Here is a 25646-nt window from a genome sequence, read left to right on the forward strand (position 1 = left end):
CGGATCGCAGGCGCTGTTAACCATAGCTGCGGGCAGGCCATTTCATGTTCTGGTATTTCGTCAAACTGCTGATCCTGCTGCCGCTGGTGGGCGGCATGGCCTTTGGCGCGCTGTGGCTCTGGCGCAAATATCAACCCGGCATGATGGCGGGGCAGGGCGACCGTTCCTTGAAGCTGCTCGAAGCGCTGCCGATGGGCGCGTTCGGCAAGCTCGCCGTGGTGGAGTTCGAGGGCAAGAAGATACTCCTGTCCGTCACCCGCAGCCGGATCGAGAAGATCGCGGAAGGCGATCATGTCCGCCTGCGCTGAGGCCGGACCGTGGAGGCGGTGGTTGCCCGCCCTTGCGGCCATGATCCTTGTTGCGGTCCTGCTTTTCACCGTCCCCGCCTTTGCCCAGGCCGCACCCGCCGCCACACCGCCCGTCGACAATGGCGGCGCATTGAGCCGCGCCATGGGCCAGATTTCGGGCGACGGCCGCTCGCTTTCGCTCAGCCTGCAAATCCTCGTCCTGATGAGCCTGCTGACGGTGCTGCCGTCGCTCGTGCTCATGATGACCAGCTTCACCCGCATCATTATCGTCCTGTCGCTGCTGCGCCAGGCGCTCGGCCTGCAACAGACGCCGCCCAACCAGGTGCTGGTGGGCCTCACCCTCTTCCTCTCGCTGTTCGTGATGCGGCCTGCGATCGACACGATCAACGCCCAGGCCTTCGATCCCTATGGCAAGGGCCAGATCAGCATCGAGGAAGCGGTCGGTCGTTCGGGCAAGGTGCTGCATGGCTTCATGGCCAAGCAGACCCGCGAAAGCGACCTCAAGCTGTTCCAGAATCTCGCCAAGGCGCCCGCCTTCCGCACGCCCGACGACATTCCCTTCACGATCCTGCTGCCCGCCTTCGTCACCAGCGAATTGAAGACCGCGTTCCAGATCGGCTTCATGATCTTCCTGCCCTTCCTCATCATCGACCTGGTGGTCGCGTCCACGCTGATGGCGCTGGGCATGATGATGCTGTCGCCCACGATCATATCCATGCCGTTCAAGCTCTTATTGTTCGTGCTGGTCGATGGCTGGGCGCTGACCATGGGGTCGCTCGCGGGATCTTTCGCGACATGACCGGCCATCCTCTCCCCCATCCATTGGTGCGGTAGGCCATGGAAAATGCCGATTTCTTCATGGGGTTGGCCCAACAGGCGCTGTGGATCACGGCGCTTGCGGCTGCGCCCGTGCTGATTCCGGCGCTGATCGCGGGCCTCATCATCGGCATGGTGCAGGCGGCGACCTCGATCAACGAACAGACGTTGAGCTTCATCCCCAAGATCATCGTCGTCGGCGGCATGCTGGCGCTGTTCGGCGGGTCGATCATGGTGCTGATCGCCGACTTCACCCGCGAAATCTTCGAACGCATCCCGGACCTGCTTCAATGATCGCGCCGGGCTTCGCCGGGGTCGAAAACCAGCTTTGGGTCTGGCTGATCGCCATGATCCGGCCGGGCGCGGCCTTCATCGCCGCGCCGGTCTTCGGCGCGCCCGCGGTGCCGCTGCAACTGCGCCTGATCCTCAGCCTGGCCTTGGGCCTCGCCGCACTCAACAGCGTCACCATCACCCTGCCGCAGGACGGCGTCGCCAGCTTCGAAGGCGTGATGATGGTCGCGGGCGAAGTCATGGCGGGCCTCGCTCTGGGGTTCGCGGTCCAGATCGGCTATGCCGCCGCCTTCGTCGCGGGGGAGACGATCGGCAACGCCATGGGTCTGAACTTCGCGGCGATGGTCGATCCCTCGTCGGGCCAGTCGACCCAGGTGCTGGGCACCTTCCTCTCGATCCTCGCCACCTTCCTGCTGCTTGGCATGGACGGCCATCTGCTGCTCGCCAGCTTCGTCGTCCAAAGCTATCAGGCGATCCCGCCGGGCGCGGGCATATTGTCCAACGACACGGTCTGGCGCCTGATCTCCTTTGGCGGCGCGCTGCTGGGGGCGGGCGTCACCGTCGCGCTGCCGGTCGCCTTTGCGCTGGTGCTGGTGCAGGTGGTGATGGGGATGCTGGCCCGCGCCGCGCCTTCGCTCAACCTGTTCGCGGTCGGGATGCCGGTGGCGATGATGGCGGGCCTGATCCTGCTCGCCATCGCCACGCCGATCATGGCCGAAGGCATGACCGCCTCGCTCAAGGCCGGGCTGGAAGAAGCCCAGTCGATCGCGGAAGGACGCTAAGCCATGGCGGACAGTCCCGGCGGCGGCGAAAAGACCGAGAAACCAACCCAGAAGAAACTGGACGACGCCGCCAAGAAGGGCGACATCCTCCAGTCGCGGGAACTGGGCACGGCGCTGGTGGTGATGGCGGGCATCGCGTGGCTGGCGATCACTGGTCCGTCGCTGATCGATGCCCTGTCGGACATGCTCACCGACGCGCTGCGCTTCCGCCGCGAGGATATCGTCGATTTTTCGCCGGCCGCGCGCGGGGCCGAACTGCTCGGCACCATCGCCCTGCCGGCCGCCGGTGTGATGCTCGCGACCTTCATCGCCGCGATCGCCGCGCCCGCCTTGCTCGGCTCGCTCGGCTTTCGTCCCGGCGCCTTCGCACCCAAGGCGTCGAAGATGAATCCCGGCGCGGGCCTCAAGAAGATTTTCGGTACGCAGGGCCTGATCGAACTGGTCAAGTCGATCGCCAAGATCGGCCTGCTCGGCAGCATCGGCATCTGGTTCATATGGGATCGGCTGACGCAGATCACCGCGCTGGGCAAAATGGGCGTCGCGCCCGCCATGGCGGATCTGGGCAATCTCTTCATCCTGACCTGTCTGGTGATGGCGGGCGGCCTGTTCCTGATCGCGGGCATCGACGTCCCCGCCCAGATCATGCAGCGCGCCAAGCGGCTGGGCATGAGCAAGCAGGAGATCAAGGACGAGCATAAGGAAAGCGAAGGCTCGCCCGAAATGAAAGGGCAATTGCGCCGCCGCCAGTTCGAGGTGCTGAACGGCTCCACGCGCCAGGCCGTGGCGGAGGCCAGCGTCATCATCACCAACCCGACCCATTTCGCAGTCGCCCTGCGCTACAAGCCGGGCGTCGATGCCGCCCCGGTCGTGGTCGCGCGCGGCTGCGATGCGATCGCCGCGGCGATCCGCGAACTGGCGGACCAGAATGGCGTGACCGTCCTGCAATATCCCGAACTGGCGCGCGCCGTCTATTTCACGTCGCGCGCCGGGCAGATCGTCAACGAAGGTTTGTATATGGCGGTCGCGACCGTCCTCGCCTTCGTCTTCCGCGTGGAAAACAAGATGGCGACCGAGATGGACCGGCCGTTCATCACCGTGCCCGAAGATCTGCGGTTCAACGCGGATGGACAGAAGCAATAGGCGGCATGGTGGACCGGCCCAAACCCGGCCTTATCTCCATTGCGGTCGCCCTTTATCTGCTGCGGAAAAAAATCCGCATGATGCATTAAAGTTTAACCGCGCTCGTCCGTATTCTCTTCATTGGGGACGCATTAGGATGGTGCGTCATGAACGATTATGTTTCCAGAAGCGAACTGACGCCCGTCGACAGGGCCGTTTCGCGTCCGCCCATACCCGTCCAGGCTGTTCAGCCTGTGGCGCCCGGTCGTTCGACCCAGATCCCCGCAAATCAGGCAACAAAGGCGTCCCCGCAGGGCGACGGCGTCGTGGTGGACGATGACCTCGCCAGCATCGCCGAATATGTAGAGGTGCACGCCAGGATCGCCGACATATTGGCGGACCTTCAGTCGGGCGTCGGCGGCGTCGATGATGCGGTCGATGCGATCCAGTCGATGATCCCGCGCCCCATGGTGCTGGTGCCGCTGCCGCCCGCCAGCAAGGAAGCGGTGGAACATGCCGCCGTCCTGGCCAAGCGCATCGTCGAGCGGGCCTCCTATGCCCACGGGGCGCACGCCCATGTGTCGCGCGCCACGGTCGAGCAGGTCACCACGTCCGCGGGCTGATTCCGCTTGTTCCGGCGCAGCGCAAATCATTCCTAAAGGTCTGGCCGCTACCGCCGTTCTATCCCCTTGAAAGGACGGCGCATGACTTCGGTAGGCAGCAGCATTTTGACGGCGCTCAACGCAGGGTCGGGGATCGACACCTCCGCGTTGGTGACCAGTCTGGTGAGCGCGACCCGCGAGCCCAAGCAGACCGCGATCACGAGTCAGCAGTCGCTCAACAGTTCGCGCATTTCCGCGCTGGCCTCCGCCATCAGTTCGCTCGATACCTTTGCCGACGCGCTGACCGAAGTCTTGTCCGGCGCCGATTATACCGGCGCCGTCGCCTCCAATGACGCCAGCATCGCATCGGTCAGCTTGCTGAGCGGCGGCAGCCCCGCCGGCCTGCCCGCCCAACTGACCGTCGATCAACTGGCGTCCGCCCGTGTCTATTCGACCGGCGCGACCAGCGGCGCGACCGGCAGCACCGTGATTGGCACGGGCAGCTTCACCCTCACCAATGCGGCGGGCGAAGACACCGTCATCACGCTCGATTCGAGCAACAATAGTTTCGCCGGCCTGGCCGCCGCCATCAATGCCGCCAATACCGGCGTCACCGCGCGCGTCGTCATCGACACGCAGGGCGCCCGCCTGGTCTTCAAGGGCGAAACCGGCGCCGACAATGATTTCACGATCAGCGCCAGCGCCGACGACAGCGGCAGCATCCTGGGCGGCATGAGCTTCACCAGCTCGTCCGCTCCCTTGAATGCCAAGGTGACGCTGGATGGCGTCGCCTATGAATATGCCAGCAACACGATCGACGATGCGATCCCCTATCTGCGGATCGACCTGAACAAGGCGTCGCCCGGCACCACCGTGACCCTGTCGATGAGCCAGCCCACGGCCGGCCTGTCCGATCTGCTCAAGGAATTTGTCGACGCCTACAATACGTTGATGAAGGCACTGAACACCGCAACGGCGACCGGCGCGGATTCGTCCAGCGCGGGTGTGTTGAACGGCGTGGCCGGCGTGCGCGACATGAAGCGCCAGCTGGCGGCGATCACATCGACCCAGCTGGCGGCGACCGGCACCTACAAAACGCTGGCCGACATTGGCGTGTCGACCAATCGCGACGGGACGTTGACGCTCGACACGGCCCGGCTGGCATCGGCGATGGAGGCGGACCCGGAAGGCGTCACCAACATGGTGAACCCCAAGGTGTCGACTACGGCCAGCCCTGGCCTGTCCGCCCTGATGGACACGGTGCGCGACAATATCGAGCAGGAGGATGGTCCGCTCAAGACGGCGCAGGCGCGCTACGACGCGCAGGCCGAGGAATTCACCAAGCAGCTTGAAGATCTGGATGAGAAGATGACCAATTATGAGGAGCATCTGACCAAGATCTACGCGGCGATGGAAACGCGCCTCAGCGCGCTCAAGGCGACACAAAGCTACCTCGAACAGCAGATCGAGGTCTGGAACAACAGCGATAGTTAATCGGGGACGCAGACGATGTTCTATAATCAGGGTTATGCAGGCGCCAGCGCGGCGCGCCGTTATGCCGCCATCCATTCGGGCAGCCGCACCGAAGGCGCGACGCCGCACGCATTGGTGAAAATCCTGTTCGACGAACTGCTCCAGGCGCTCGAAGCGGCGGCGCTGGCCGAACGCAATGGCGACCGGGTAAAGGTGTCGGACAAGCAGGCGCGGGCGATGTCGATCCTCTTCGCGCTCGAATCGAGCCTGGACTTCGACAAGGGCGGCGACATTTCGGTCGGTCTGGCGCAAATCTATCGCGAAGCGCGCCGGTTGCTGCTGGTCGGCGCCAAGGAACGGTCGGCCGAGCCGGTCGATCAGGCCTACGCCATCGTTGCGGAAATCGCCGACGCCTGGAACCAGATCGGCCGTTGATCGTCGTGCGACGCCGCCCGTCCGGGCGGGGTTGCGCCCCAAACATGCCCCCTGTATAGGCGGCACTCGCACAAGGGCGGCCCGGCGGGGGCCGCCTTTTTGCGTTATATTCAACGCGCGCAGGACGCGCAGCATCAACCCAGAAAGGGAAGGCTCATGTCGATTACGCCGCTCATGCCCGTTTACCCCCGGTGCGATGTCCGTCCGGTGCGAGGCGAGGGCTGCTATCTGATCGGCGAGCGCGGCGAGCGTTATCTCGACTTCGCCAGCGGCATCGCGGTCAATCTGCTGGGCCATGGCCATCCCAGGCTGGTCAAGGCGATCGCGGATCAGGCTGCGACGCTGATGCACATATCGAACCTCTACGGCTCGCCGCTGGGGGAGGCGTTCGCGCAGAAGCTGGTGGACAACAGTTTCGCCGACACCGTCTTCTTCACCAATTCGGGCGCCGAAGCGGTCGAGTGCGCGATCAAGACCGCCCGTCGCTATCATTATGCGAACGGGCAAGCGCACCGGCACAAGATCATCAGCTTCGACAACGCCTTTCACGGCCGGACGCTGGGGACCATTTCGGCGACCAGCCAGCCCAAGATGCGTGACGGCTTCGAACCGCTGTTGCCCGGCTTTACCGTCGTGCCGTTCAACGATCTCGACGCCGCGCTGGCGCAGATCGACGACAATACGGCAGGCTTCCTGCTGGAACCGGTTCAGGGCGAAGGTGGCGTGACGCCGTCGACGCAGGCGTTCCTCAAGGGCCTGCGCGAGGCGTGCGACGCGCATGGCCTGCTGCTGATCCTGGATGAGGTTCAGTGCGGCTATGCCCGTACCGGCACTTTCTTCGCGCACGAACAATATGGCGTCACGCCGGACATCATGGCGGTGGCCAAGGGGATCGGCGCGGGCTTCCCGCTCGGCGCCTGCCTCGCAACCGAGGAAGCGGCCAAGGGCATGGTCTTCGGCACCCATGGCTCAACCTATGGTGGCAACCCCCTCGCCATGGCGGTGGGCATCGCCGTGCTGGAAGAAGTGCTGGCCGATGGCTTCCTGGATCGTGTCACCGCCATGGGCGCGCGCCTGCGGTCCGCGCTGGAACAGCTCATCCCCAATCATGACGGCATGTTCGAGGATGTGCGCGGCATGGGCCTGATGCTGGGGGTCAAGCTGAAGGACGCGCATGACGCGCGCGCCTTCGTCGGTCATCTGCGCGACCATCACGGCCTGCTTGCGGTATCGGCCGGCCAGAACGTGCTGCGCATCCTGCCACCCCTCGTCATCGAGGAAAGCCATATCGCCGAATGCATCGAGAAGATCTCCGCCGGCGCGCGGACCTTCGCCGAGGCGCAGGCGGCCTGATTGATACTGCCCCGTTCGTGCTGAGTAGGGGCTGAGCGAAGTCGAAGACCCGTATCGAAGCATTGATCCTTCGATACGCCATTTCGACTTCGCTCAATGCCTGTCCTGAGCGACTGCCTTTGCAGGCAGTCGAAGGGGCTACTCAGGACGAACGGTGGTTGGAAGCGGAGAAAACTTCCAATGACCAAGCATTTCCTGAATCTCTCCGATGCGGGCGGCGACGCCATCGCCGCGATGATCGCCGACGCCATCGACCGGAAGGCCGCGCGGGCGGGCAAGCCCAAGGGCGCGGCCGATGCCGACGCGCCGCTCGCCGGCCACACGCTGGCGATGATCTTTGAAAAAAACAGCACCCGTACCCGCGTCAGCTTCGACATGGCGATCCGCCAATTGGGCGGCTCGTCCCTCATCCTGGAGGGCGCGACCAGCCAGATCGGCCGGGGCGAGACGATCGCCGACACCGCGCGCGTCCTGTCGCGCATGGCCGACGCGATCATGATCCGCACCGACGAACATGCCAAGATCGAGGAGATGGCCCATTACGCTACCGTCCCGGTCATCAACGGCCTCACTGACCTGTCGCATCCCTGCCAGATCGTCGCGGACCTGTTGACCGTGGTCGAACATGGGCTGGCGCTGCCCGGCAGCCAATGGGCCTGGCTGGGCGATGGCAACAACGTCCTCCATTCGATCGTGGAGGCGGCGGGCCTGCTCAAATTCGATGTGCGCATGGGCATTCCCGAAGGCTATGATCCCGATCCGGACTTTGCCGAAGCGGCGCGCGCGGCAGGATCGACCATCAGCCTGACCCGCGATGCGGCAGCGGCGGTGGCGGGCGCGGACGTCGTCGTCACCGACACCTGGATCTCCATGGGCCAGTCCCACGCCGAAGAAAAGCTGGCGGCGATGATGCCCTATCAGGTGACGCCCGCACTGATGGCCAGCGCCAAGCCGCAGGCCAAATTCCTCCATTGCCTGCCGGCCCATCGCGGCGAGGAAGTGGTTGGCGCGGTGATCGATGGTGCGCAGTCGCTGATCTGGGACGAAGCGGAAAATCGCATCCATGCTCAGAAATCGGTGCTGCTCTGGGCGCTTGGAAAGCTGTAGGCGGACCTTATATTCGGGCTAAATTTCCGTTATCCCTCGAAGTCGTCGGGGCCTGTCCTGCGCTGAAGAGCGAAGGGCGGGCTTTCGCGGCTTTCGGGGGACGGAGGGATCGGAAGGAAATAGCGTGACCAGTTCCCATCTCGACCAGGCCCTTGGCTTCACCATCCCCTCGCGTCATGCGCGTGGTCGCCTTGTACGGCTGGGGCCGGTGCTGGACCAGGTGCTGGCCGCCCATGCCTATCCGCCCGCGATCGAGCGGCTGCTCGCCTCCGCGCTGGTGCTGGCGGCGCTGCTGGGCAGCACGCTCAAACAGGCGAACGGCCAACTGACCTTGCAGGCGCAGACCGAAAATGGCGTCGTCAGCCTGCTGGTCGCCGATTACAAGGATGGCGACCTGCGCGGCTACGCCAAATTCGATGCCGATCGCCTCGCCGAGCAGGGCGCCGATCCGACTCTGTTCGGCTTGTTCGGCAAGGGCTATCTGGCGATCACCTTCGACCAGGCGGTGAGCGGCGAGCGCTATCAGGGCATCGTCCCGCTGGAGGGCCAGTCGCTGGCGCAGGCCGCCGAACATTATTTCTTCCAGTCCGAACAGATCCCCAGCGTGATCCAGATCGCGACCCGGCATGACAAGGGCGCGGGCTGCGTCGCGGCCGGTATGCTGCTCCAGCATCTGCCGGAGGGCGAAGTAGGGCGCGAGCGGCTGCATGTGCGCCACGATCACCCGGAATGGGAGCATGTGCAGGCGCTGGCCCAGACGCTGAAGCCGGACGAGTTGACCGACGAGGCTCTTCCGTTGAGCGATATCGTGTGGCGGCTGTTCCATGAGGAGGATGAGGTGCGGGCGACCGATCCCACGTCGCTCGCCAAGGGGTGCCGCTGCGACATTGATCATATTCGCGACGTGATCGGCCGATTTCCCGCCAGCGAACGGATCGACATGGCCGACGAACAGGGCATCATCGGCGTGGATTGCGCTTTCTGCTCGCGCCTGTTTCCGCTCGCGCTCGACAGTTTCGTCGCCCATTGATCCGGCAATCGTTTCGCTAACGCTATTTGTAATTGGGGCAGGCATGGCCGCTTGCGCTATGAAAATGCCGCAATTGGACGGCATGGACAGCGTGTGCGGCCATGGGCCGCAAGAGGCTTTAGGGCCGGCTACAGGATAGAGCGGAATCATGAAGAGGGCGGAACGGCACGCGCTCGGCGCGGTTGCGGTGATGATGGCGGCGATGACCGCAGCGTGGATCGGCCCCATGGCGGCTGCGGCGAACGTCCCGACGCCGCCGATCGCGCATCAGGCTTTGCGCACGCTGGAAACCGGCGAATGGGAATTGCGCGGCCGTGGCGAAGGCGCGGAGACGCGCAAGCTGTGCGTCAGCGACCTGCGCCAGTTACTGCAAGTTCAGCATGGCAAGGCGCTCTGCCGCAGCTTCATCATCAGCGACGAAGCGCATGCGATCACGATCACCTATGATTGCGCGGCGGCGGGCAATGGCCGCACCGACCTGCGCGTGGAAACCAATAAATTGGTCCAGATCCGGTCGCAGGGGGTGGCGCAGGGCGCGCCCTTCGCCTTCGCTGCGGAAGCGCGGCGCATCGGCGCCTGTTCCTGATCGTGACGCCTGATCGTGCTGCGCTTGCGCTGCGACGTTTCGGGCGGTAGCGCGGAATCATGGTTGCCAATAATGGAAAATTCGCCGTCGTGCTGCTGTCGGGCGGTCTCGATTCGATGGTCGCCGGCGGGCTGGCGCGCGAGCAGGGCTATCGTATCCTGGCTTTGTCGATCGACTATAATCAGCGGCACCGGGTCGAACTGCGCGCCGCGTCCCGCGTGGCCGAAGCGCTCAACGCGATCCGGCATATCGTCCTGCCGCTGGACCTGACCGCGTTCGGCGGATCGGCGCTGACCGCCGACATCGCCGTGCCCAAGAGCGGGGTGGGCGACCAGATTCCCGTCACCTATGTCCCCGCGCGCAACGCCATCTTCCTGTCGCTGACGCTGGGCCTGGCCGAAGTCGCTGGAGCGAGCGACATCTTCATCGGCGTCAACGCGCTCGACTATTCGGGCTATCCCGATTGCCGGCCGGAATTTATCGACGCCTTCCAGAAGATGGCGACGCTGGCGACCAAGGCGGGGGTGGAAGGCCATCCGATCCGCATCCAGACGCCGCTGCAATATATGAGCAAGGCCGACATCGCCCGCGAAGCCGACCGTCTGGGGCTGGATGCGGGCATCAGTTGGTCCTGCTATGATCCCACGCCCGACGGCAAGCATTGCGGCCTGTGCGACAGCTGCCGCCTGCGGTCGAAGGGTTATCAGGAAGCGGGCCTGCCCGATCCCACCATCTATGCCGTGCAGCCCTGAACGATGAGTTATGCGGTCAAGGAAATGTTCCTGACCCTCCAGGGTGAAGGGGTTCAGGCCGGGCGGCGCGCGGTGTTCCTGCGCTTTGCCGGCTGCAATCTCTGGAGTGGGCGCGAGCAGGACAGGCGCGATGCCGTCTGCCGCTTCTGCGACACCGATTTCGTCGGCACCGATGGGCTGGGCGGCGGCAAATTCGCCGACGCCGATGCATTGGCCGATGCCGCGCTGGCTTTCTGGGGCACGGGCGGCGAGGGCCGTTATATCGTCCTGACCGGCGGCGAACCGATGTTGCAGGTCGATGATGCGCTGGTCGATGCGCTCCATGCGCGCAGCTTCATCATCGCGATCGAAAGCAACGGCACCATCGCCGCCCATGCCGGCATCGACTGGATCTGCATCAGCCCCAAGGCGGGCAGCGACGTCGTGCAGCGGTCCGGCCATGAACTGAAGCTGGTCTGGCCGCAGCCCGGTGGCGGACATAGCCTGGCCGATGTGGCCGCGATGGAGGGATGGGCGTTCGACCATCATCTGCTGCAGCCGCTGGACGATCCCCATGCGACCGACAATGCCCGCGCCGCGATCGCCCTGGTGATGGACCGGCCGCAATGGCGGCTGACCGTGCAGGCCCATAAATATCTGGGCCTGCGTTAAACGTCAGTCAATCAGGGCTGCACGCCGGTCCGGTCGTTCCACGCCTGATGACAGACCGGCAGCAAAACGCCCTTCTTCCAGCATTTGGGAGCGAAGGAGGGCAGGGCGACGACATAATCATAGCCCGGCGTGCCGTAAAATTGCTCGCCCGCCGCGACCAGCGACTTCTTGATCGAGCCAAGGCCGACGCGCCCCACTTCGTTAAGCGTGCCACGTTCGGCGAAGATCGCCTGCCGTCCGACTTCCGCCGTGGCCTGGCAGAAGCCCTTTTGCGCCTGTACCGTCGAATAGCCCGAATAGATGCGGGTATTATACATGTCCGACGCCGACTGTCCCGGCTTGCCCCTGCCCACGGTGCGCTGGAAATAACCGAGCAGCACGGTCTGCGCCGTGTCCAGTTCCGCATCATGATGGGCGATCATCGCATTATAATTGCTGATCGCCAGCAGGGTTGGTTCGAATTGGCATTGCAGCGCCGCGACATTGAGCGCGGCTCGCAGATTCCACGCCAGCCCGGCCTTGACCTCCGCCGCCGTGGCGCCCGGCAGGCCCATCGCGGCCGCGGCGGCGTCGTCGGTCAACGGCGGTGCGCTCATGTCGGGGGGCGACCAGAAGAACTGGGCCGATGCTGGCTGCGCGATCATGGGCGCGATCGCTAGGGTAAAACCGGCCAGCACGCGGCTCAACGGGGAACGCAATGTCATTCGAATCTGCCTCTTGGGAAGCGCGTGGGGACCAGCGCCTTGATATTATGCGCTTATCATATCAGTCCTGAACGATTGCGCCAGCTTACTGGTCGGAAAGCACTTCCGCCTCCTCGGCGGGCGCTTTGTCCGTCGCCGGCTTGGCCGGCGCGCTGCTGTTGTCGGCGGTGTTGCCGCTGGGCAGGGCGATGGCGGTGCCTTCGCTCTGCACGCCGTCCAGGTCGGTCATGGCGTCGGTCGCGGTGCCGTCCACCACTTCCATATCCTTCATCTGCACCTTGTTCCCGCCCTGCTCCTTGTCGCCACACGCCGCGAGCGCGATGCAACCGGCCAACAACGCGGCGGTAAATCCAGTCTTGGTCGTCCGGCGCATCCGGGTCTCCTTGATAGAGGGTTCAGGCCCGGTCCCCGCCCGGCGAAATAAGGCGCGAACCTAGCCGCCCGCTTCGCATTGCTCAACCCCTGTGCCGCAACGGGCCAAGCAACTGAGAAAAAGCGGGAAATGATCGCGAAGCGCGCTGTCGAGCGCCGCCATGGACGCATTGCCGCCCAGGGCGGCGACGCTGGTCACCGGAAATTCGCTGATGCCGCAGGGTATGATGCCCCCGAAATGGGACAGGTCGGGATCGACGTTGATCGAAAAGCCATGCAGCGTGACCCAGCGTCGCACGCGGATGCCGAGCGCCCCGATCTTCGCCTCCCGGCCATCGGGATCGTCAGTCCAGATGCCGATCCGCCCTTCCGCCCGGCGCGCGGCGATGCCCAGGTCGCTCAGCGCCGCGATCATCCAGCCTTCGAGATGATGGACGAAATTGCGGACATCCTTGCCGCGTTCCCGCAAGTCGATGTTGAGATAACCGATCCGCTGACCCGGCCCATGATAGGTATAGCGTCCGCCGCGCCCGGCGTCATAGACCGGAAAGCGCGGGGACAGGAGTTCGGCCGGATCGGCGCTGGTCCCGGCGGTATAGAGCGGCGGATGCTCCAGCAGCCAGACGCGCTCCTGCGCCTGCCCCTCATGGATGGCGGCGGCGCGCGCCTCCATATCGGCCAGCGCTGTAGGATAATCGACCGGCGCGGCGGCGATTCGCCATTCGACATGGTCGGGAAAGGGGAGGGGCGCAGGATGATCGGGCGGAAGGTCAGGCGGAAGGTCAGACATGGGGCGCTTCCTTGACTTGGCGGGGCCGAGCGATCAAGTCTCGCGCCGGATTTTCAGCATGACGCATTTCATCATGGCAGGGTAGGCAGCATAGATATGGCGACGATGTCGATCGGCAAGGCGTGGGAGGAAGCGGTGGCTTTCGTCGCGCGCGAAGCGACCCTGCTGTTCCCGGTGGCGCTGTTGTTCGTGGCGCTGCCCGGACTCATCCTGCAGGAAATGACGCCGCCGCAATTGCAGGCCTGGTTCGCCGCGCCCAAGGCGGACACGATTCCCGCCATGCCGCCCGGTTTTGGCCTTGCCATGCTGTTGACCATCATCCTCATCTGGTTCGGCTCGCTGGCGCTGTTCGCGCTGGCGCTGCGCCCCGGCATCAGCGTGGGGGAGGCATTGCGCCTCAGTTTCGCGCGCCTGCCGGTGCTGATCGGCACGGCGCTGGTGGTGGTCGGCGCGGTGGCGGCGGTCGTTGTCGGCGCTGCGTTGGTTGGCGTCGTCCTATCGCTCGCGTCAAAGCAACTGGCGGCGACGATCGGGCTGCTGCTGGGCTTTGGCGCCGTCGCTCTCATCTTCTTCGCCAGCATCCGGCTGGCGCTGCTCAATCCTGTGGTGATCGACAGCAAGGCGGGGGTGATGGACTCGCTGCGGCGGGCCTGGGCGCTGACGCGCGGCTATTTCTGGCGGCTGTTTGGCTTTCTCATCATCGTGATGCTGCTGTCCACCATCGCCGGATCGGCGGCGCAGGTCATTATCGGCCTGCTCGGCGGGCTGGTCGCCGGGGCGGAAGGCGCACGACTGGCCGGTGGCCTGGCCGGGGCGGCGGTGTCGAGCATCGTGCAGGTCTATATGCTGGTGATGCTGGCGCGGCTGTACCGTCAGGCGGAGCCGCACGATATGGCGGACGTGTTTCGCTGATCGCCGCCTATGGCGTGTCCAGCAGCGGCATATGCGGTGCGGCGTCGCGCGGCAGCACGCCGGCCAGTCGCGGATCGGCGAACGTCTCGACCTCCCGCCGATAGGGCGCAAAGCCCGACCGGATGTAGAAGGGCAGCGCCGCCGGACTGTCGAGCGTGCAGGTGTGGACCCAGAATCGCGTCACCCCCTTGCGCCAGGCCAGCGATTTGGCCTTCGCCATCAGCCAGCGGCCCATCCCCTGGCCGCCCAGTTCCGGCACCAGCCCGAAAAAGCTCAGTTCGCAATCGGGCAGGGACCGGAAATCCAGTTCCAGCAGGCCGATGGCGGCGCCGCATGGATCGGTGACGGCATAGACCTCCACCGCCGGGTCGTGGAGAATCGCCGCCAGCGCCGAATCGGCCATCACCAGCCGCGAAAACCACAGCCAAGGCGTCCCGACGCGGCGGAACAGCGTGCGATAGGCGTCCAGGTCCGGCGTCTTCCACGGCGCCAGCCGTAGCGGGGCCACCGGGACAGGCGCGGGCCTGGGCCGGTCCCGCATCTCCAGATGGGTGACGATCGTCGCCACCATGCCCGGCTCGACCGGCGTCAGCGCCATGGGGGTCAGTTCCAGCTTGCCATCGGCGGCAGGCTCATCAGGATCGCGTCGATATTGCCGCCAGTCTTGAGCCCGAACAGCGTGCCGCGATCATGCACCAGATTGAATTCGGCATAACGTCCGCGCCATTCCAGCATCGTGCGATAGTCCGACTCGCTCCACGCATCGCCCATGCGTCGCCGCACGATCGGCGGGAAAGCGTCGAGGAAAGCGTCGCCCACCGCGCGGGTGAAGGCGAAATGGGCGTCGAACGCGGCGTCGTCCGCACATTCCAGATGATCGTAGAAGATGCCGCCCACGCCGCGATGCACGCCGCGATGCGGAATGAAGAAATATTCGTCGGCCCACGCCCTGAAGCGCGGATAATGATCGGCGTCATGCGCATCGCAGGCGGCCTTGAACACGCCATGGAAAAAATCCGTATCCTCCGCGCGGGGCAAGGGCGGATTGAGGTCCGCGCCGCCGCCGAACCAGCTCTTGGTCGTCACCAGATAGCGCGTATTCATATGCACGGCGGGCACATGCGGGTTGGCCATATGCGCGACCAGGCTGATGCCGGTGGCGAAGAAGGCGGGGTTATCGCCCGCGCCATGGATGGTCTGGGCGAAACCGGGCGCAAATTCGCCACCCACGGTGGAGACATTGACGCCGACCTTCTCGAACACCTTGCCCTTCATCACGCCGCGCACGCCGCCCCCACCTTCGCCCGGCGTCTGGCCCTCGGCCTCCCGGTCCCAGGCGGCATAGTCGAAGCGCGCTTCGCTGCCGGCCTCCCGCTCGATCGCCTCGAACGCGGCGCAGATGCGGTCGCGCAGCGATTCGAACCAGCTGCGCGCCGCCTGTTGCCGGGCATCGAGGGCGAAGGGCACGGCGGGAATCGGGTTGATGGCAGTCATTGGGGAAACTTTCCGGTCTGGCGAAGGGCTTCGGCGACGGCGATGCCCGTGGAAACGGCGATGTTCAAGGATCGAAAGCCCGGCGCCATGGGGATGCGGACACGAATGTCGGCCAGGTCGCGCACCTCGATCGGCACGCCGGCGCTTTCCGATCCCATCATCAGCACGTCGTCGGGGTGGAACTGCACGTCGGGCAATGTCTGCGACGCATGGGCGCTCATCAGCAGCAGGCGGCGGCCTTCCGCGCGACGCACCGCGTCGAAGGCGCTGAAATTGGCGTGGCGGGTGACGTCGGCGGCTTTCCCATAATCCATCGCCGCGCGCTTCAGGCGGGTGTCGGAAAAGGCGAATCCGGTCGGCATGATGATGTCCACGGGCACGGCGAAACAGGCGGCGAGGCGCAGGATCGCGCCGACATTGCCGGCGATCTCTGGTTGGTAAAGGGCGATACGCATGGCCCGCGCCATAATGCACTGCGGCAAATTGTCATAGGGGGGCGACTTTGCTGTTGGCAAAGAGCGCGCAGTCCGGTTATCAGGCGCGCAAACCACGCCGGGGGGTAGGCGGGGACCGTATGTGCACGGCGCCCTAAATCCCTTGATAAACAGAGTCGGTCACGGCATTGCGGCGGGGTCAGGGACGTTATTGCAAGGGTAGAGGTGCATGGCGAGCGTTGAACATATAGACGGCACGGGTCCATCCGGCGAAGATGGCGTGCGCCGCCGCGATTTCATCAACATCGCCGCGGTCAGCTTTGCGGGGGTCGGGGCTGTCGCCGTCGTGCTGCCGCTCATCGACCAGATGAACCCCAGCGCCGACGTGCTGGCGCTTGCATCGACGGAAGTCGATCTTTCCGCGATCCAGCCAGGACAGGCGATCAAGACCACCTTCCGCAGCCAGCCGCTCTTCGTGCGCCAGTTGACGGAAAAGGAAATCGCCGAGGCCGACAAGGTGGACGCCTCCACGCTGCGCGATCCGCAGACGCTGGAAGAGCGCACCGTCGACGGCAAGAAGCAGTGGCTGGTGACGATGGGTGTCTGCACCCATCTGGGCTGCGTGCCGCTGGGCGCGGGCGAGGGCGAAAATCGCGGCGAATATGGCGGCTATTTTTGCCCATGCCATGGCTCGTCCTACGACACCGCCGCGCGCATCCGCAAAGGCCCCGCGCCCAAGAACCTGGAAGTGCCGAAGTTCAGCTTCACTTCCGACACCGCCATTCTCGTAGGCTGAGGTAAGAAACCATGAGCTTTCCCTGGGCTGAGCAATATACGCCGAAAAATCCGGTGATGGTGTGGATCGACGAGAAGCTGCCGCTTCCGCGTCTCGCCTATAACGCCGTGGGCGCGGGCTATCCCGTGCCGCGCAACCTCAACTATTTCTGGAACTTCGGCGTGCTGGCCGGTCTGGCGCTGGTGATCCAGATCGTCACTGGCGTCATCATGGCGATGCACTATGGCGCGAACGATCTGGTTGCGTTCAGCACCGTCGAACAGACGATGCGCGACGTCAATGCGGGCTGGCTGATGCGCTATGCCCATGCGAACGGCGCCAGCTTCTTCTTCATCGTGGTCTATCTCCACATCTTCCGCGGCCTCTATTTCGGCTCCTACAAGGCGCCCCGCGAAATGGTGTGGCTGCTCGGCCTCGTCATCTTCCTGCTGATGATGGCGACCGCCTTCATGGGCTATGTGCTGCCCTGGGGGCAGATGTCCTATTGGGGCGCGAAGGTCATCACCGGCCTGTTCGGCGCGATCCCGGTCGTGGGCGAGCCGATCCAGACCTGGCTGCTGGGCGGCTTTGCCCCCGGCAACGCTTCGCTCAATCGCTTCTTCTCGCTGCACTTCCTGCTGCCGTTCGTGATTGCAGGCGTCATCATCCTGCACATCTGGGCGCTGCATATTCCGGGTTCATCGAACCCGACCGGCGTGGAGGTGAAAGGGCCGCAGGACACTGTGCCCTTCCACCCCTATTATACCGCCAAGGATGGCTTCGGCGCGGGCATCTTCCTGATCGCCTTCTCCATCCTGCTGTTCTTCGCCCCCAACTTCCTGGGCCATCCGGATAACTATATCGAGGCGAACCCGCTCTCGACCCCCGCGCATATCGTGCCGGAATGGTATTTCTGGCCCTTCTACGCGATCCTGCGCGCCTTCACGGTGGACTTCTTCTTCGTCCCCGCCAAGCTGCTGGGCGTGCTGGCGATGTTCGCGTCGATCCTGCTGCTGTTCTTCCTGCCCTGGCTCGACACCTCGCCGGTGCGGTCGGGCAAATATCGGCCGACCTTCAACAAGTTCTTCTGGATTCTCGTCATTGACGTGCTGATCCTGGGCTGGTTGGGCGGCGCGCCGGCGGAAGAGCCGTTCGTGATGATGAGCCAGGTCGCGGCGGCCTATTATTTCGCCCACTTCCTGATCATCCTTCCGCTGATCTCGCGCTTTGAAAAGCCGCTGCCGCTGCCCGGCTCGATCACCGAGGCCGTGCTCGCGAAATATGGCAAGACCGACGGCGCAACCGTCGCGGTCCCGGCCGAATAAGGGGTAGATAAGACCATGGTTCGCATTGGCGCATTCCTCGTCGGCCTCTTCTTTGCAGGCTGGCTGTTCATTTCCTTCCTGATCGGCGCGGTGGCTTATGTCTCCGAGCCGCCGGTGCCCACCGTGGAGCATGAGTTCCACAAGGCGCCCAAGCATGTGTCCTTCTCGTTCGACGGGCCGCTTGGCCATTATGACCGGGCGCAGCTCCAGCGCGGCTTCCAGGTGTTCAAGGAAGTCTGCTCGGCCTGCCACAGCCTCAAGTTCGTGGCCTTCCGCGATCTCGCGGCGCTCGGCTATAACGAAGCCGAAGTGAAGGCGATCGCCAAGCAATGGGCGATCAAGACCCCGTCGGTCGATCCGGCTACGGGCGAAGCCTCCACCCGCGAGCCGGTGCCGTCGGATTATTTCCCCAAGCCCTTCGCGAACAATGTCGCGGCGGCCGCGGCGAACAATAATGCCATCCCGCCAGACCTGTCGCTGATGACCAAGGCCCGCCATCATGGCAGCGCCTATGTCTATTCGCTGATCACCGGCTATCAGGCGCAACCGGCCGAATTGCTCAAGGAGTTCCCGGACTCCAAGACGCCTGAGGGGCTGCACTACAACCCCTATTTCGCCAACCTGAACCTCGCCATGGCGCCGCCGCTGACCGCCGAAGGCCAGGTGACCTATGGCGACGGTACCAAGCCGACGGTGGACCAGATGGCGCAGGACGTCGCCGCGTTCCTGACCTGGACCGCCGAACCGAAGCTGGAAAATCGTCGCCGTGCGGGGCTTGCGACCATCTTCTTCCTGCTGATCGCCACGGGCCTAGCCTATATGTCCTACCAGAATATCTGGGCGGACAAGAAGAAGGCGGCCTGACCCCAGTCCGTCACGGACGGTGGTAGAGATTGGGGCGCGGTTCCTTGTGGGAACCGCGCCCTTTCTTTATGGGAACGGCCATGAGCACCGACAGCCTGACCGCGCTGGTCCGCACGATCCCCGATTTTCCCAAGCCGGGCATATTGTTCCGCGACGTCACCACATTGCTGGCCGATGGGGACGGCCTGCGTGACCTGATGAATCGCATGGCCGCTGTCGCCCAGCCGCTCGACCCGGACCTGATCGTTGGGATAGAAGCGCGCGGCTTCATCCTGGGGGCGGCCCTCGCGCTGGCGCTGGGCAAGGGGTTTGTGCCCGTGCGAAAAAAGGGCAAACTGCCCGGCAAGACCGTGGGCATCGACTATTGCCTGGAATATGGCGCCGATCGGCTGGAAATGCATGAAGGGCAGGTGCCGCCCGGCGCGCGCGTGCTGCTGGTCGACGACCTGATCGCCACCGGCGGCACGGCGCTGGCCGCGGCGCAACTGCTGCGCGAGCAGGGCGCGATCGTGCTGATGGCCCTGTTCGCCATCGACCTGCCCGATCTGGGCGGCATGGCCGCGCTGGCGGCGGACGGCGTCGCGGCGCAGGCGATTATCGCCTTCGACGGCGACTAGCGGGCTTCAGGCGGCGCGCGCCAGCGCGTCGGGCAGCAGGTCCACCGCCGCCGCCAGTCGCTCGTCGAGCAGGCCCAGCAATGCCGTCCAGCTGTTGATATGGTCCAGTTCGCCCGGCCCATCCGATATGCCGCGCAGGCCCATCAGCGGCACGTTGAAGCGTGCGCAGGCCCGCGCCACCGCAAATGTCTCCATATCGACCATATCGGCGTTGATCGCGGCATAATCCTCGCCGCCCACGATATTCGCGCCGGTCGATAGGCGGGCCAGGGGCAGGGCCAGCGGCGTCGCCAGCGGCAGGTCGACGGGATGATCGATGAACGGCGTCACCCCCTTTGTGAAGCCCAGCCGCGACGCATCCATGTCGCGCCAGGACACGCTCGCCACCTGAAATATGTCGCCCAGCGGGCACAGGCGCGATCCCGCCGACCCCAGACAGACCACAAGGTCGGGCAAGGCCCCTTGCCGCGCCAGTTCCTGTAGCGCCATGCCGGTGGCCACCGCCGCTTCGACCGGCCCGACGCCGGTCAGCAGCGGGGTGAAGCGCGCGCGCAGATGCGGCCCATATTCCGCATCGACCGCCATCACGAACAGCACGCGCCGCGCACTTATGGTTTCGCATCCGATCGTCATGGCCGGTCCTGCCCTCATTGCCTGTCTGTAATGTTCGGGACATCCCCCTGACAGCCGCACAGACTATAGTCGAGATCATGTTTCCTCATGAGTTGACCATCGATATGCCCGTTCCCATTCCCTTCCCCGTCCGATTTTCCGATGCGGAAACGATCACCGCTGCCGACATAGAGGCCTGGGCGAAGGTCGAACGCGCTCTGGCGGGCAAGCGCGATGCTTGTCACAAGCTGCGCCAGGGACATGCCGCGGCGCGCTGAACCGGATCAACCAAAAACTGGAAAAGAGAAAGCCCGCCGCTTCATCAGAAGCGACGGGCTTTGTCATGGTGGGCGTGGCAAGGATTGAACTTGCGACCCCTGCGATGTCAACACAGTGCTCTACCACTGAGCTACACGCCCGCCGTGGAGGGGGCCAATAACGGGGGCGGGGCTAGGGCGCAAGCAGGAAATTGAAACGCGCCGATATTCTTCTGGACAGGGCAGGGGCGGCCCATATGCTGCGAGCCAAACAGGGGACGCCAAGACATATGCTGCCATCGCCATCCTCGCCGATTCAAACGGCGCCACGGCTACCCTTCTATCGTCAGCTTTACGTCCAGGTGCTGGTCGCGATCGCGCTGGGCGTGCTGATCGGGCATTTCTGGCCCGATGCGGGCAAGCAGCTCAAACCGCTGGGCGAGGCCTTCATCAAGCTGGTGAAGATGATCATCGCGCCGGTCATCTTCCTGACCATCGTCACCGGCATTGCGGGCATGAAGGAACTGGGCGCGATCGGCCGGGTGGCGGCGAAGGCCTTCGCCTATTTCCTGACCTTTTCGACGCTGGCGCTGATCGTCGGCCTGATTGTCGCCAATGTGGTGCAGCCCGGCGCGGGGCTCGATATCGATCCGGCCACGCTGGATGCGGGCAAGGTCGCGGATTATGCGCACAAGGCGCATGAAAGCAGCCTGACCGGCTTTCTGATGAACATCATTCCGTCGACCATGGTGTCGGCGGTGGCGGACGGCAATATCCTTCAGGTATTGTTCGTGGCGATCCTGTTCGGCATCGCGCTGACCATGATCGGCGACAAGGCGCAGCCGCTGATGACGGTGCTCGAATCGGCCAGCCATGCGGTGTTCAAGCTCGTGTCCTTTCTCATGAAGGCGGCGCCGATCGGCGCTTTCGGGGCGATGGCCTTCACCATCGGCGAATATGGCGTCGGCACGCTCGCCAATCTCGCCGGGCTGGTGGCGACCTTCTATCTCACCGCGCTGCTGTTTGTGCTGCTGGTGCTGGGGACGGTGGCATGGTTCGCCGGCTTCAACATCCTGCACCTCATCCGCTATCTGAAGGCCGAACTGCTGCTGGTGCTGGGCACTTCCTCGTCCGAAGCCGCGCTGCCCAGCCTGATCGAGAAGATGGAGCGTGCCGGGTGCCGCAAGTCGGTCGTGGGGCTGGTCGTGCCGACCGGTTACAGCTTCAATCTGGACGGCACCAATATCTACATGACGCTGGCGGCCTTGTTCATTGCGCAGGCCTGCAACGTCGATATCAGCCTGGAGCAACAGATATTGCTGCTGCTGGTCGCGATGATCTCGTCCAAGGGCGCGGCCGGCGTAACCGGCGCGGGCTTCATCACGCTGGCTGCGACGCTATCCATCGTGCCGTCCGTGCCGGTGGCGGGGATGACGCTGATCCTGGGCGTCGACCGCTTCATGAGCGAAGTGCGGGCGCTCACCAACTTCATCGGCAATGCGGTGGCGACGGTGGTGGTGTCGGTCTGGGAAAAGGGGCTGGATCGCGAACGGTTCAACGCCGCCATGGCGGGAATCCCGCTCGATCCGACGCCCGACATGGAAGAAGTGGTGCCCGATTAAGTTCGGGCATCGCGGTTGCCGCTTTTACGGGCTGTCGGTCGACGCCGGCACGCTTTGGGCGCCGAACATCCGCTCGACCTCCAGCACCAGGTCGCGCAGGTGGAAGGGCTTGGACAGCACCTTGGCCTGCGGCACCGCCTTGCCGGCCTTCAGCGTGACGGCGGCAAAGCCGGTGATGAACATGATGCGCATGTCCGGCGCCACGGACGCTGCATGTTGCGCCAGTTCGATGCCGTCCATTTCGGGCATCACGATATCGGTCAGCAACAGGTCGAACCGATCCGTGTCGATGTGGGGCAGCGCGTCGCGGCCATTCTCCACCGACACGACTTCATAACCCGACCGTTCCAGCGCACGGGCCAGATAGGTCCGCATACTCTCGTCATCTTCGGCCAATAAAATGCGAACCATCGCCCCCAACACTCTCATCCGGCCGCCCCGCAGCCCCTGGCGCATACCCGACGGGGTGGCGCGAAGCCGCACTATATGCGACAAGGTGTAAATATTATCCAGCCGGACAAGATTTTTCGGCGCGCTGGCGAAAGGAGCCGCATTGGATTATTCCGCGCCGCGCGCCCCGACCCATAGCGAAACCGCTTTCGACCTTTATGGTCCTGCGATTCCCGATCGCCCCGTCCTGATTTCCGTCCCCCATGCGGCGCGTGCCTATGATAAGGATCTGCTGGCCGCGGCGCGCGTGTCCTCGTCGATCCTGCATCGGCTGGAGGATCGTTGGGCCGATCTTTTGGTCCATCCGCTGATCGCGCAGGGTTTCACCGTCATCGTCGCCCGCGCGCCGCGCGCATTGATCGACCTCAACCGGCACGAGCGCGAGATCGACCCCGGCATGATCGCCGACCTGCCGCGCGACGCCCCGCTTCAGAGCAGCGCGAAGCTGCGCGGGGGCCTGGGCCTTTTCCCGCGTCGCCTGCCGGGCGCGCATGAATTGTGGCGCGGCCCGATGCGCTGGGCGGAGGCGCGCCGCCGGATCGAGACGCTCCACCGGCCCTATCATGCGGCGCTCGGCCAGATGATGGCGGCCGCGCGCGACGCGCATGGCCATGCGATCCTGATCGACATGCATTCCATGCCGCCGCTGGCGCCGACCGGTGCGGGGCAGCCTGCGCCGGGCATGGTGCTGGGGGATCGGTTCGGCCGCAGCGCATCGGGGCGACTGATCATGCTGGCGGCCGATGTCGCGGCGAGCCATGGCCTGACCGTGGCGCAAAACCACCCCTATGCCGGCGATCATCTGATCGACCGGCATGGGCGCCCTGAGCATGGATTGCACGCGCTGCAGGTCGAAATCGACCGGGTGCTGTATCTGGACGCGACGCTGGACCGGCCGGGGCCGGGCGTGGCGCGGATGCAGGCGGTTGTGACGCACATGGCGCAGGCATTGGCGGCCGAATTGCCGCGCGCGGGCTATGCGCTCGCCGCCGAATAGGTCAGCGATTAGCTGCGATCACCAACCGAGCGCCCGCGGTGCTGAGATGATGCGAATCGAAATAGAGCGGCTTGCCGTCGCGTTCGATGGCGCAGCGGCCGGTCGGGCACAGCGCCGCTACAGGATCGATCAGCGAGACGCCGCGCGCCTTCCAGCGAATGAAGAGCGCGCGCAGATGCACAGTCCGCGCTTCGACATGAGCGCGGTCGACGCCCCGTGCTTCCCCCAACTGTCCGGTCTGCGTCAGATGCGCCAAGCGCCGCGGCACGTCGAACGGCTGGGGCGGAACGGGGCCGATCAGAACGACCTGTCGCTCTAGCGCCCGGATCGCGGCTATGGTGCGGTCCAGCTTGCCCACAAAGGCGGGATCGTCGAAATCGCCATTGGCCCAGAAAGCGGCGAGATAGACGCGGCTGATCCCTGGATCGGCGCGTATCGCATCGAACGCCGCCTGGTTGGCGGCGGCGCAGCGCGCATCCTTGGCCTGATAACCCAGCACCGGCGGGCAACTGGACGTGGTGCGTTCGATCAGCGATCGATTCTGCGCCTTTGCCTCCAGCGACAAGGCATAGGTCAGTTCGACGCCATGGCTGTCCCCCCACAGCATCGCGTCGGGCGCCGCCGCCGCGCCGAGGACGCAGGGCGTCGCGTGACGCATGAATGTGTCGTGGCATGACTTGCGCGTGGGTGCGAAATCCTGTTGCCCTGCCATCTGCGCCAGCACCTTCGGCGGGAAGCGCGACGGCCAGCCGCCCTTCGCCAGCAGCGCCAGCGCCAGGATGCAGAGCAGGCCCATCGCCGCGCAGGTGAACAGAAAGATCGCCCGCCCCGGCACGCGCCGCGAATCGCGGAAGGGGCGCTCGACAAAGCGCCAGGACAGCGTGCCCGCCAGCAGCGATGCGCCGATGATCGCCATCTGCCTGCCCCCCGCCAGCGGCAAATCGGTCGCATATTCGGTGAAGACGATCAACGGCCAGTGCCACAGATAGAGCGAGTAAGAGATGAGGCCCACGCCGACCAGCGGGCCCCAGCCCAGCAACCGGCCGATTCGCGTACCCGGCGCGGCATGGATCAGCGCCGCGGCGCCCAGCACCGGGGCGAGGGCGGTGATGCCGGGGAAGATCGTGGTGCGATCGTAAAAGCCGACCGCCAGCGCGATCGCGATCAGGCCGCACCCCGCAATCGCCTCGCGCAGCCAGCGAGCCGGGATCACTGGAACCGCGCCCAGCGCCAGCAAAGCCCCGGCGAACAATTCCCATGCCCGCGTCGGCAACAGGTAGAAGGTGAAGCCGCTGGTGTCGCGTTGCATGACGATGGCGATCGCCAGCGATCCCGCCGTGATGGCCGCGACGACGCCGGTGCGCCAGCGCGGCGCGGTGCGCGCCAGCAGCATCAGCAGGATCGGGAAGCCGATATAATATTGCTCCTCGACCGCCAGCGACCATGTGTGGAGCAGCGGCTTCACGTCCGCGCCGCCGGAAAAATAACCGGTGTCGGTGAAGAACCAGAGGTTGGAAGCGAACAAAGTCGCCGCCAGCGCCGATCGCGGCACGCCTTCCAGGTCGCCGGGCAGATAGAGCCAGGCCGCCGCACCGAGCACGGCCAGAATCATCAGCGCCAGAGCGGGCATGATCCGGCGGAAACGGCGTTCGTAGAATTGGGCGAGCGAAAAATGACCGTCATCGACTTCGCGAGCGATGATGCCGGTAATCAGATAGCCTGATATGACGAAGAAAATATCGACCCCGACATAGCCGCCCGAAAAACCTGGCGCATGGGCGTGGAACAGCAGCACTGGCAGGATCGCCAGCGCGCGCAATCCGTCTATGTCGCGGCGATATCGCCCGGCGGCATGAGGGGCGTTGGCGGCCCCATCCGCCGGACCCGAAGTTGGCGCTCGTCCGTGCATGGTGCCGGGCTTAACCGCCAAGCCCTGATATTTGCTTTATGTCGATGAGCGCGACTCGGAAACACGCGGCTATTGGGGGGCGGCCCATCATCGTGGGGGAGGCGGGTCGGCAAGCGATTGCGGATTTTGCAACTGCCCTGTCGTCCTTCGCATTTGCGAAAATCCGGTTGGCGGGACAAAAAGACTGTGCCTTTCAGGCATCCTCTC

The 25646-nt window shown here is 64.8% G+C and carries 31 protein-coding genes and 1 tRNA gene; 22 read left to right on the forward strand and 10 right to left on the reverse strand.

Features of this window, described 5'->3' with window-relative positions; genetic code table 11:
* Positions 1–44 precede the first annotated feature (44 nt).
* The 14 genes from sphantq_RS12860 to queE all read left to right on the forward strand — a co-directional run bounded on the left by sphantq_RS12860 (position 45) and on the right by queE (position 11305).
* The gene (locus tag sphantq_RS12860) at positions 45–308 is read left to right on the forward strand and encodes a FliO/MopB family protein (protein WP_066600044.1); all 264 of its coding nucleotides are present in this window, start codon (positions 45–47) and stop codon (positions 306–308) included.
* 40 nt (positions 309–348) lie between these two features.
* Positions 349–1107, forward strand: a complete 759-nt coding sequence (gene fliP / locus sphantq_RS12865) for a flagellar type III secretion system pore protein FliP (RefSeq protein WP_272800232.1) — start codon at positions 349–351, stop codon at positions 1105–1107.
* A gap of 38 nt (positions 1108–1145) precedes the next feature.
* Positions 1146–1418 carry a flagellar biosynthesis protein FliQ gene (gene fliQ, locus sphantq_RS12870; protein ID WP_066600048.1) on the forward strand — a complete coding sequence of 91 codons (273 nt, stop codon included), beginning with the start codon at positions 1146–1148 and terminating at the stop codon, positions 1416–1418.
* Positions 1415–2197, forward strand: a complete 783-nt coding sequence (gene fliR / locus sphantq_RS12875) for a flagellar biosynthetic protein FliR (protein ID WP_066600050.1) — start codon at positions 1415–1417, stop codon at positions 2195–2197. Before fliQ ends, fliR begins: the two co-directional genes overlap by 4 nt.
* A 3-nt stretch (positions 2198–2200) precedes the next feature.
* The gene (gene flhB, locus sphantq_RS12880) at positions 2201–3337 is read left to right on the forward strand and encodes a flagellar type III secretion system protein FlhB (protein WP_066600052.1); all 1137 of its coding nucleotides are present in this window, start codon (positions 2201–2203) and stop codon (positions 3335–3337) included.
* 146 nt (positions 3338–3483) lie between these two features.
* Positions 3484–3939 carry a hypothetical protein gene (locus tag sphantq_RS12885; RefSeq protein WP_129926897.1) on the forward strand — a complete coding sequence of 152 codons (456 nt, stop codon included), beginning with the start codon at positions 3484–3486 and terminating at the stop codon, positions 3937–3939.
* 81 nt (positions 3940–4020) lie between these two features.
* Positions 4021–5412, forward strand: coding sequence for a flagellar filament capping protein FliD (gene fliD / locus sphantq_RS12890; RefSeq protein WP_066600055.1), 1392 nt, complete (start codon positions 4021–4023; stop codon positions 5410–5412).
* 15 nt (positions 5413–5427) lie between these two features.
* A complete protein-coding gene (locus tag sphantq_RS12895) occupies positions 5428–5826 on the forward strand; it encodes a flagellar export chaperone FliS (protein ID WP_066600056.1) in 399 nt (132 codons plus the stop codon).
* Positions 5827–5982: 156 nt separating this feature from the next.
* Complete coding sequence (locus sphantq_RS12900; RefSeq protein WP_272798683.1) at positions 5983–7179, forward strand: aspartate aminotransferase family protein; 1197 nt, start codon at positions 5983–5985, stop codon at positions 7177–7179.
* 180 nt (positions 7180–7359) lie between these two features.
* On the forward strand, positions 7360–8286 hold the full coding sequence (gene argF / locus sphantq_RS12905; protein WP_129926899.1) for an ornithine carbamoyltransferase: 927 nt from the start codon (positions 7360–7362) through the stop codon (positions 8284–8286).
* A 124-nt stretch (positions 8287–8410) separates the two neighbouring features.
* On the forward strand, positions 8411–9316 hold the full coding sequence (hslO, locus tag sphantq_RS12910) for an Hsp33 family molecular chaperone HslO (RefSeq protein WP_066600063.1): 906 nt from the start codon (positions 8411–8413) through the stop codon (positions 9314–9316).
* Positions 9317–9464: 148 nt separating this feature from the next.
* Positions 9465–9902: a DUF3617 domain-containing protein gene (locus sphantq_RS12915; RefSeq protein WP_066600065.1), complete on the forward strand. Its 438-nt coding sequence runs from the start codon at positions 9465–9467 to the stop codon at positions 9900–9902.
* A 59-nt stretch (positions 9903–9961) separates the two neighbouring features.
* On the forward strand, positions 9962–10654 hold the full coding sequence (gene queC / locus sphantq_RS12920) for a 7-cyano-7-deazaguanine synthase QueC (protein ID WP_066600067.1): 693 nt from the start codon (positions 9962–9964) through the stop codon (positions 10652–10654).
* Positions 10655–10657: 3 nt separating this feature from the next.
* Entirely contained in the window at positions 10658–11305 is a 648-nt protein-coding gene (queE, locus tag sphantq_RS12925) for a 7-carboxy-7-deazaguanine synthase (protein WP_272798684.1), read from the forward strand.
* An 11-nt stretch (positions 11306–11316) separates the two neighbouring features.
* Here queE and sphantq_RS12930 read toward each other — a convergent pair whose 3' ends face one another.
* The 3 genes from sphantq_RS12930 to lipB all read right to left on the reverse strand — a co-directional run bounded on the left by sphantq_RS12930 (position 11317) and on the right by lipB (position 13171).
* Positions 11317–12009, reverse strand: a complete 693-nt coding sequence (locus tag sphantq_RS12930; protein WP_272798685.1) for a hypothetical protein — start codon at positions 12007–12009, stop codon at positions 11317–11319.
* Positions 12010–12094: 85 nt separating this feature from the next.
* Positions 12095–12382: a hypothetical protein gene (locus sphantq_RS12935; protein ID WP_272798686.1), complete on the reverse strand. Its 288-nt coding sequence runs from the start codon at positions 12380–12382 to the stop codon at positions 12095–12097.
* 60 nt (positions 12383–12442) lie between these two features.
* Positions 12443–13171 carry a lipoyl(octanoyl) transferase LipB gene (lipB, locus tag sphantq_RS12940; RefSeq protein WP_066600077.1) on the reverse strand — a complete coding sequence of 243 codons (729 nt, stop codon included), beginning with the start codon at positions 13169–13171 and terminating at the stop codon, positions 12443–12445.
* A gap of 96 nt (positions 13172–13267) precedes the next feature.
* On the opposite strand from lipB, the gene sphantq_RS12945 reads away from it, so the two are divergent.
* A complete protein-coding gene (locus sphantq_RS12945) occupies positions 13268–14083 on the forward strand; it encodes a hypothetical protein (protein WP_272798687.1) in 816 nt (271 codons plus the stop codon).
* 7 nt (positions 14084–14090) lie between these two features.
* On the opposite strand, the gene sphantq_RS12950 is transcribed toward sphantq_RS12945, so the two are convergent.
* Genes sphantq_RS12950 through sphantq_RS12960 form a run of 3 tightly spaced genes read right to left on the reverse strand, consistent with a single transcriptional unit; the run spans position 14091 to position 16044 of the window.
* Positions 14091–14681 carry a GNAT family N-acetyltransferase gene (locus tag sphantq_RS12950; RefSeq protein ID WP_272798688.1) on the reverse strand — a complete coding sequence of 197 codons (591 nt, stop codon included), beginning with the start codon at positions 14679–14681 and terminating at the stop codon, positions 14091–14093.
* A gap of 5 nt (positions 14682–14686) precedes the next feature.
* Positions 14687–15577 carry an oxygen-dependent coproporphyrinogen oxidase gene (hemF, locus tag sphantq_RS12955; protein ID WP_272798689.1) on the reverse strand — a complete coding sequence of 297 codons (891 nt, stop codon included), beginning with the start codon at positions 15575–15577 and terminating at the stop codon, positions 14687–14689.
* The gene (locus sphantq_RS12960) at positions 15574–16044 is read right to left on the reverse strand and encodes a tRNA (cytidine(34)-2'-O)-methyltransferase (protein WP_272798690.1); all 471 of its coding nucleotides are present in this window, start codon (positions 16042–16044) and stop codon (positions 15574–15576) included. Before sphantq_RS12960 ends, hemF begins: the two co-directional genes overlap by 4 nt.
* A gap of 196 nt (positions 16045–16240) precedes the next feature.
* Here sphantq_RS12960 and petA point away from each other — a divergent pair, with 196 nt between their 5' ends.
* From petA to sphantq_RS12980, 4 genes are all read left to right on the forward strand, one after another.
* Complete coding sequence (gene petA / locus sphantq_RS12965) at positions 16241–16807, forward strand: ubiquinol-cytochrome c reductase iron-sulfur subunit (protein WP_066600092.1); 567 nt, start codon at positions 16241–16243, stop codon at positions 16805–16807.
* Positions 16808–16818: 11 nt separating this feature from the next.
* Positions 16819–18111, forward strand: a complete 1293-nt coding sequence (locus tag sphantq_RS12970) for a cytochrome b (RefSeq protein ID WP_272798691.1) — start codon at positions 16819–16821, stop codon at positions 18109–18111.
* A 15-nt stretch (positions 18112–18126) separates the two neighbouring features.
* Positions 18127–18975: a cytochrome c1 gene (locus tag sphantq_RS12975; protein WP_272798692.1), complete on the forward strand. Its 849-nt coding sequence runs from the start codon at positions 18127–18129 to the stop codon at positions 18973–18975.
* A gap of 80 nt (positions 18976–19055) precedes the next feature.
* Complete coding sequence (locus sphantq_RS12980) at positions 19056–19592, forward strand: adenine phosphoribosyltransferase (protein ID WP_129926909.1); 537 nt, start codon at positions 19056–19058, stop codon at positions 19590–19592.
* 6 nt (positions 19593–19598) lie between these two features.
* On the opposite strand, the gene sphantq_RS12985 is transcribed toward sphantq_RS12980, so the two are convergent.
* Entirely contained in the window at positions 19599–20225 is a 627-nt protein-coding gene (locus sphantq_RS12985) for a 5'-methylthioadenosine/S-adenosylhomocysteine nucleosidase (RefSeq protein WP_272798693.1), read from the reverse strand.
* A 104-nt stretch (positions 20226–20329) separates the two neighbouring features.
* On the opposite strand from sphantq_RS12985, the gene sphantq_RS12990 reads away from it, so the two are divergent.
* Positions 20330–20482, forward strand: coding sequence for a hypothetical protein (locus tag sphantq_RS12990; RefSeq protein ID WP_165363627.1), 153 nt, complete (start codon positions 20330–20332; stop codon positions 20480–20482).
* 66 nt (positions 20483–20548) lie between these two features.
* Here the strand turns inward: sphantq_RS12990 and sphantq_RS12995 are convergent.
* Positions 20549–20623: transfer RNA gene (locus sphantq_RS12995), tRNA-Val, on the reverse strand.
* A 128-nt stretch (positions 20624–20751) separates the two neighbouring features.
* On the opposite strand from sphantq_RS12995, the gene sphantq_RS13000 reads away from it, so the two are divergent.
* The gene (locus sphantq_RS13000) at positions 20752–22083 is read left to right on the forward strand and encodes a dicarboxylate/amino acid:cation symporter (RefSeq protein WP_272798694.1); all 1332 of its coding nucleotides are present in this window, start codon (positions 20752–20754) and stop codon (positions 22081–22083) included.
* Between the two features lie 24 nt (positions 22084–22107).
* Here sphantq_RS13000 and cpdR read toward each other — a convergent pair whose 3' ends face one another.
* Entirely contained in the window at positions 22108–22494 is a 387-nt protein-coding gene (gene cpdR / locus sphantq_RS13005) for a cell cycle two-component system response regulator CpdR (RefSeq protein WP_066600174.1), read from the reverse strand.
* A 142-nt stretch (positions 22495–22636) separates the two neighbouring features.
* Between cpdR and sphantq_RS13010 the strand changes: the two genes are divergently transcribed.
* Positions 22637–23530, forward strand: coding sequence for an N-formylglutamate amidohydrolase (locus tag sphantq_RS13010; RefSeq protein WP_129926910.1), 894 nt, complete (start codon positions 22637–22639; stop codon positions 23528–23530).
* Between the two features lies 1 nt (position 23531).
* Here sphantq_RS13010 and sphantq_RS13015 read toward each other — a convergent pair whose 3' ends face one another.
* Positions 23532–25439, reverse strand: a complete 1908-nt coding sequence (locus sphantq_RS13015; RefSeq protein ID WP_129926911.1) for an acyltransferase family protein — start codon at positions 25437–25439, stop codon at positions 23532–23534.
* Between the last annotated feature and the right edge of the window lie 207 nt (positions 25440–25646).

Origin of the sequence: Sphingobium sp. AntQ-1 (genome assembly GCF_028538045.1) — a bacterium.
Lineage (GTDB): Bacteria > Pseudomonadota > Alphaproteobacteria > Sphingomonadales > Sphingomonadaceae > Sphingobium > Sphingobium cupriresistens.

Bases quoted from the DNA above. Each gene is read 5' to 3' on its own strand.
- lipB (WP_066600077.1), bottom strand. From the start codon at position 13,171: ATGTCTGACCTTCCGCCTGACCTTCCGCCCGATCATCCTGCGCCCCTC.
- sphantq_RS12935 (WP_272798686.1), bottom strand. From the start codon at position 12,382: ATGCGCCGGACGACCAAGACTGGATTTACCGCCGCGTTGTTGGCCGGT.
- queC (WP_066600067.1), top strand. From the start codon at position 9,962: ATGGTTGCCAATAATGGAAAATTCGCCGTCGTGCTGCTGTCGGGCGGT.
- cpdR (WP_066600174.1), bottom strand. From the start codon at position 22,494: ATGGTTCGCATTTTATTGGCCGAAGATGACGAGAGTATGCGGACCTAT.
- sphantq_RS12860 (WP_066600044.1), top strand. From the start codon at position 45: ATGTTCTGGTATTTCGTCAAACTGCTGATCCTGCTGCCGCTGGTGGGC.
- sphantq_RS12950 (WP_272798688.1), bottom strand. From the start codon at position 14,681: ATGGCGCTGACGCCGGTCGAGCCGGGCATGGTGGCGACGATCGTCACC.
- flhB (WP_066600052.1), top strand. From the start codon at position 2,201: ATGGCGGACAGTCCCGGCGGCGGCGAAAAGACCGAGAAACCAACCCAG.
- sphantq_RS13000 (WP_272798694.1), top strand. From the start codon at position 20,752: ATGCTGCCATCGCCATCCTCGCCGATTCAAACGGCGCCACGGCTACCC.
- fliP (WP_272800232.1), top strand. From the start codon at position 349: ATGATCCTTGTTGCGGTCCTGCTTTTCACCGTCCCCGCCTTTGCCCAG.
- sphantq_RS12945 (WP_272798687.1), top strand. From the start codon at position 13,268: ATGGCGACGATGTCGATCGGCAAGGCGTGGGAGGAAGCGGTGGCTTTC.
- fliQ (WP_066600048.1), top strand. From the start codon at position 1,146: ATGGAAAATGCCGATTTCTTCATGGGGTTGGCCCAACAGGCGCTGTGG.
- fliR (WP_066600050.1), top strand. From the start codon at position 1,415: ATGATCGCGCCGGGCTTCGCCGGGGTCGAAAACCAGCTTTGGGTCTGG.
- sphantq_RS12900 (WP_272798683.1), top strand. From the start codon at position 5,983: ATGTCGATTACGCCGCTCATGCCCGTTTACCCCCGGTGCGATGTCCGT.
- sphantq_RS12960 (WP_272798690.1), bottom strand. From the start codon at position 16,044: ATGGCGCGGGCCATGCGTATCGCCCTTTACCAACCAGAGATCGCCGGC.
- sphantq_RS12915 (WP_066600065.1), top strand. From the start codon at position 9,465: ATGAAGAGGGCGGAACGGCACGCGCTCGGCGCGGTTGCGGTGATGATG.
- sphantq_RS12930 (WP_272798685.1), bottom strand. From the start codon at position 12,009: ATGACATTGCGTTCCCCGTTGAGCCGCGTGCTGGCCGGTTTTACCCTA.
- sphantq_RS13015 (WP_129926911.1), bottom strand. From the start codon at position 25,439: ATGCACGGACGAGCGCCAACTTCGGGTCCGGCGGATGGGGCCGCCAAC.
- queE (WP_272798684.1), top strand. From the start codon at position 10,658: ATGAGTTATGCGGTCAAGGAAATGTTCCTGACCCTCCAGGGTGAAGGG.
- hemF (WP_272798689.1), bottom strand. From the start codon at position 15,577: ATGACTGCCATCAACCCGATTCCCGCCGTGCCCTTCGCCCTCGATGCC.
- argF (WP_129926899.1), top strand. From the start codon at position 7,360: ATGACCAAGCATTTCCTGAATCTCTCCGATGCGGGCGGCGACGCCATC.
- sphantq_RS12885 (WP_129926897.1), top strand. From the start codon at position 3,484: ATGAACGATTATGTTTCCAGAAGCGAACTGACGCCCGTCGACAGGGCC.
- sphantq_RS12975 (WP_272798692.1), top strand. From the start codon at position 18,127: ATGGTTCGCATTGGCGCATTCCTCGTCGGCCTCTTCTTTGCAGGCTGG.
- sphantq_RS12895 (WP_066600056.1), top strand. From the start codon at position 5,428: ATGTTCTATAATCAGGGTTATGCAGGCGCCAGCGCGGCGCGCCGTTAT.
- sphantq_RS12985 (WP_272798693.1), bottom strand. From the start codon at position 20,225: ATGACGATCGGATGCGAAACCATAAGTGCGCGGCGCGTGCTGTTCGTG.
- fliD (WP_066600055.1), top strand. From the start codon at position 4,021: ATGACTTCGGTAGGCAGCAGCATTTTGACGGCGCTCAACGCAGGGTCG.
- sphantq_RS12990 (WP_165363627.1), top strand. From the start codon at position 20,330: ATGCCCGTTCCCATTCCCTTCCCCGTCCGATTTTCCGATGCGGAAACG.
- sphantq_RS12980 (WP_129926909.1), top strand. From the start codon at position 19,056: ATGAGCACCGACAGCCTGACCGCGCTGGTCCGCACGATCCCCGATTTT.
- petA (WP_066600092.1), top strand. From the start codon at position 16,241: ATGGCGAGCGTTGAACATATAGACGGCACGGGTCCATCCGGCGAAGAT.
- sphantq_RS12970 (WP_272798691.1), top strand. From the start codon at position 16,819: ATGAGCTTTCCCTGGGCTGAGCAATATACGCCGAAAAATCCGGTGATG.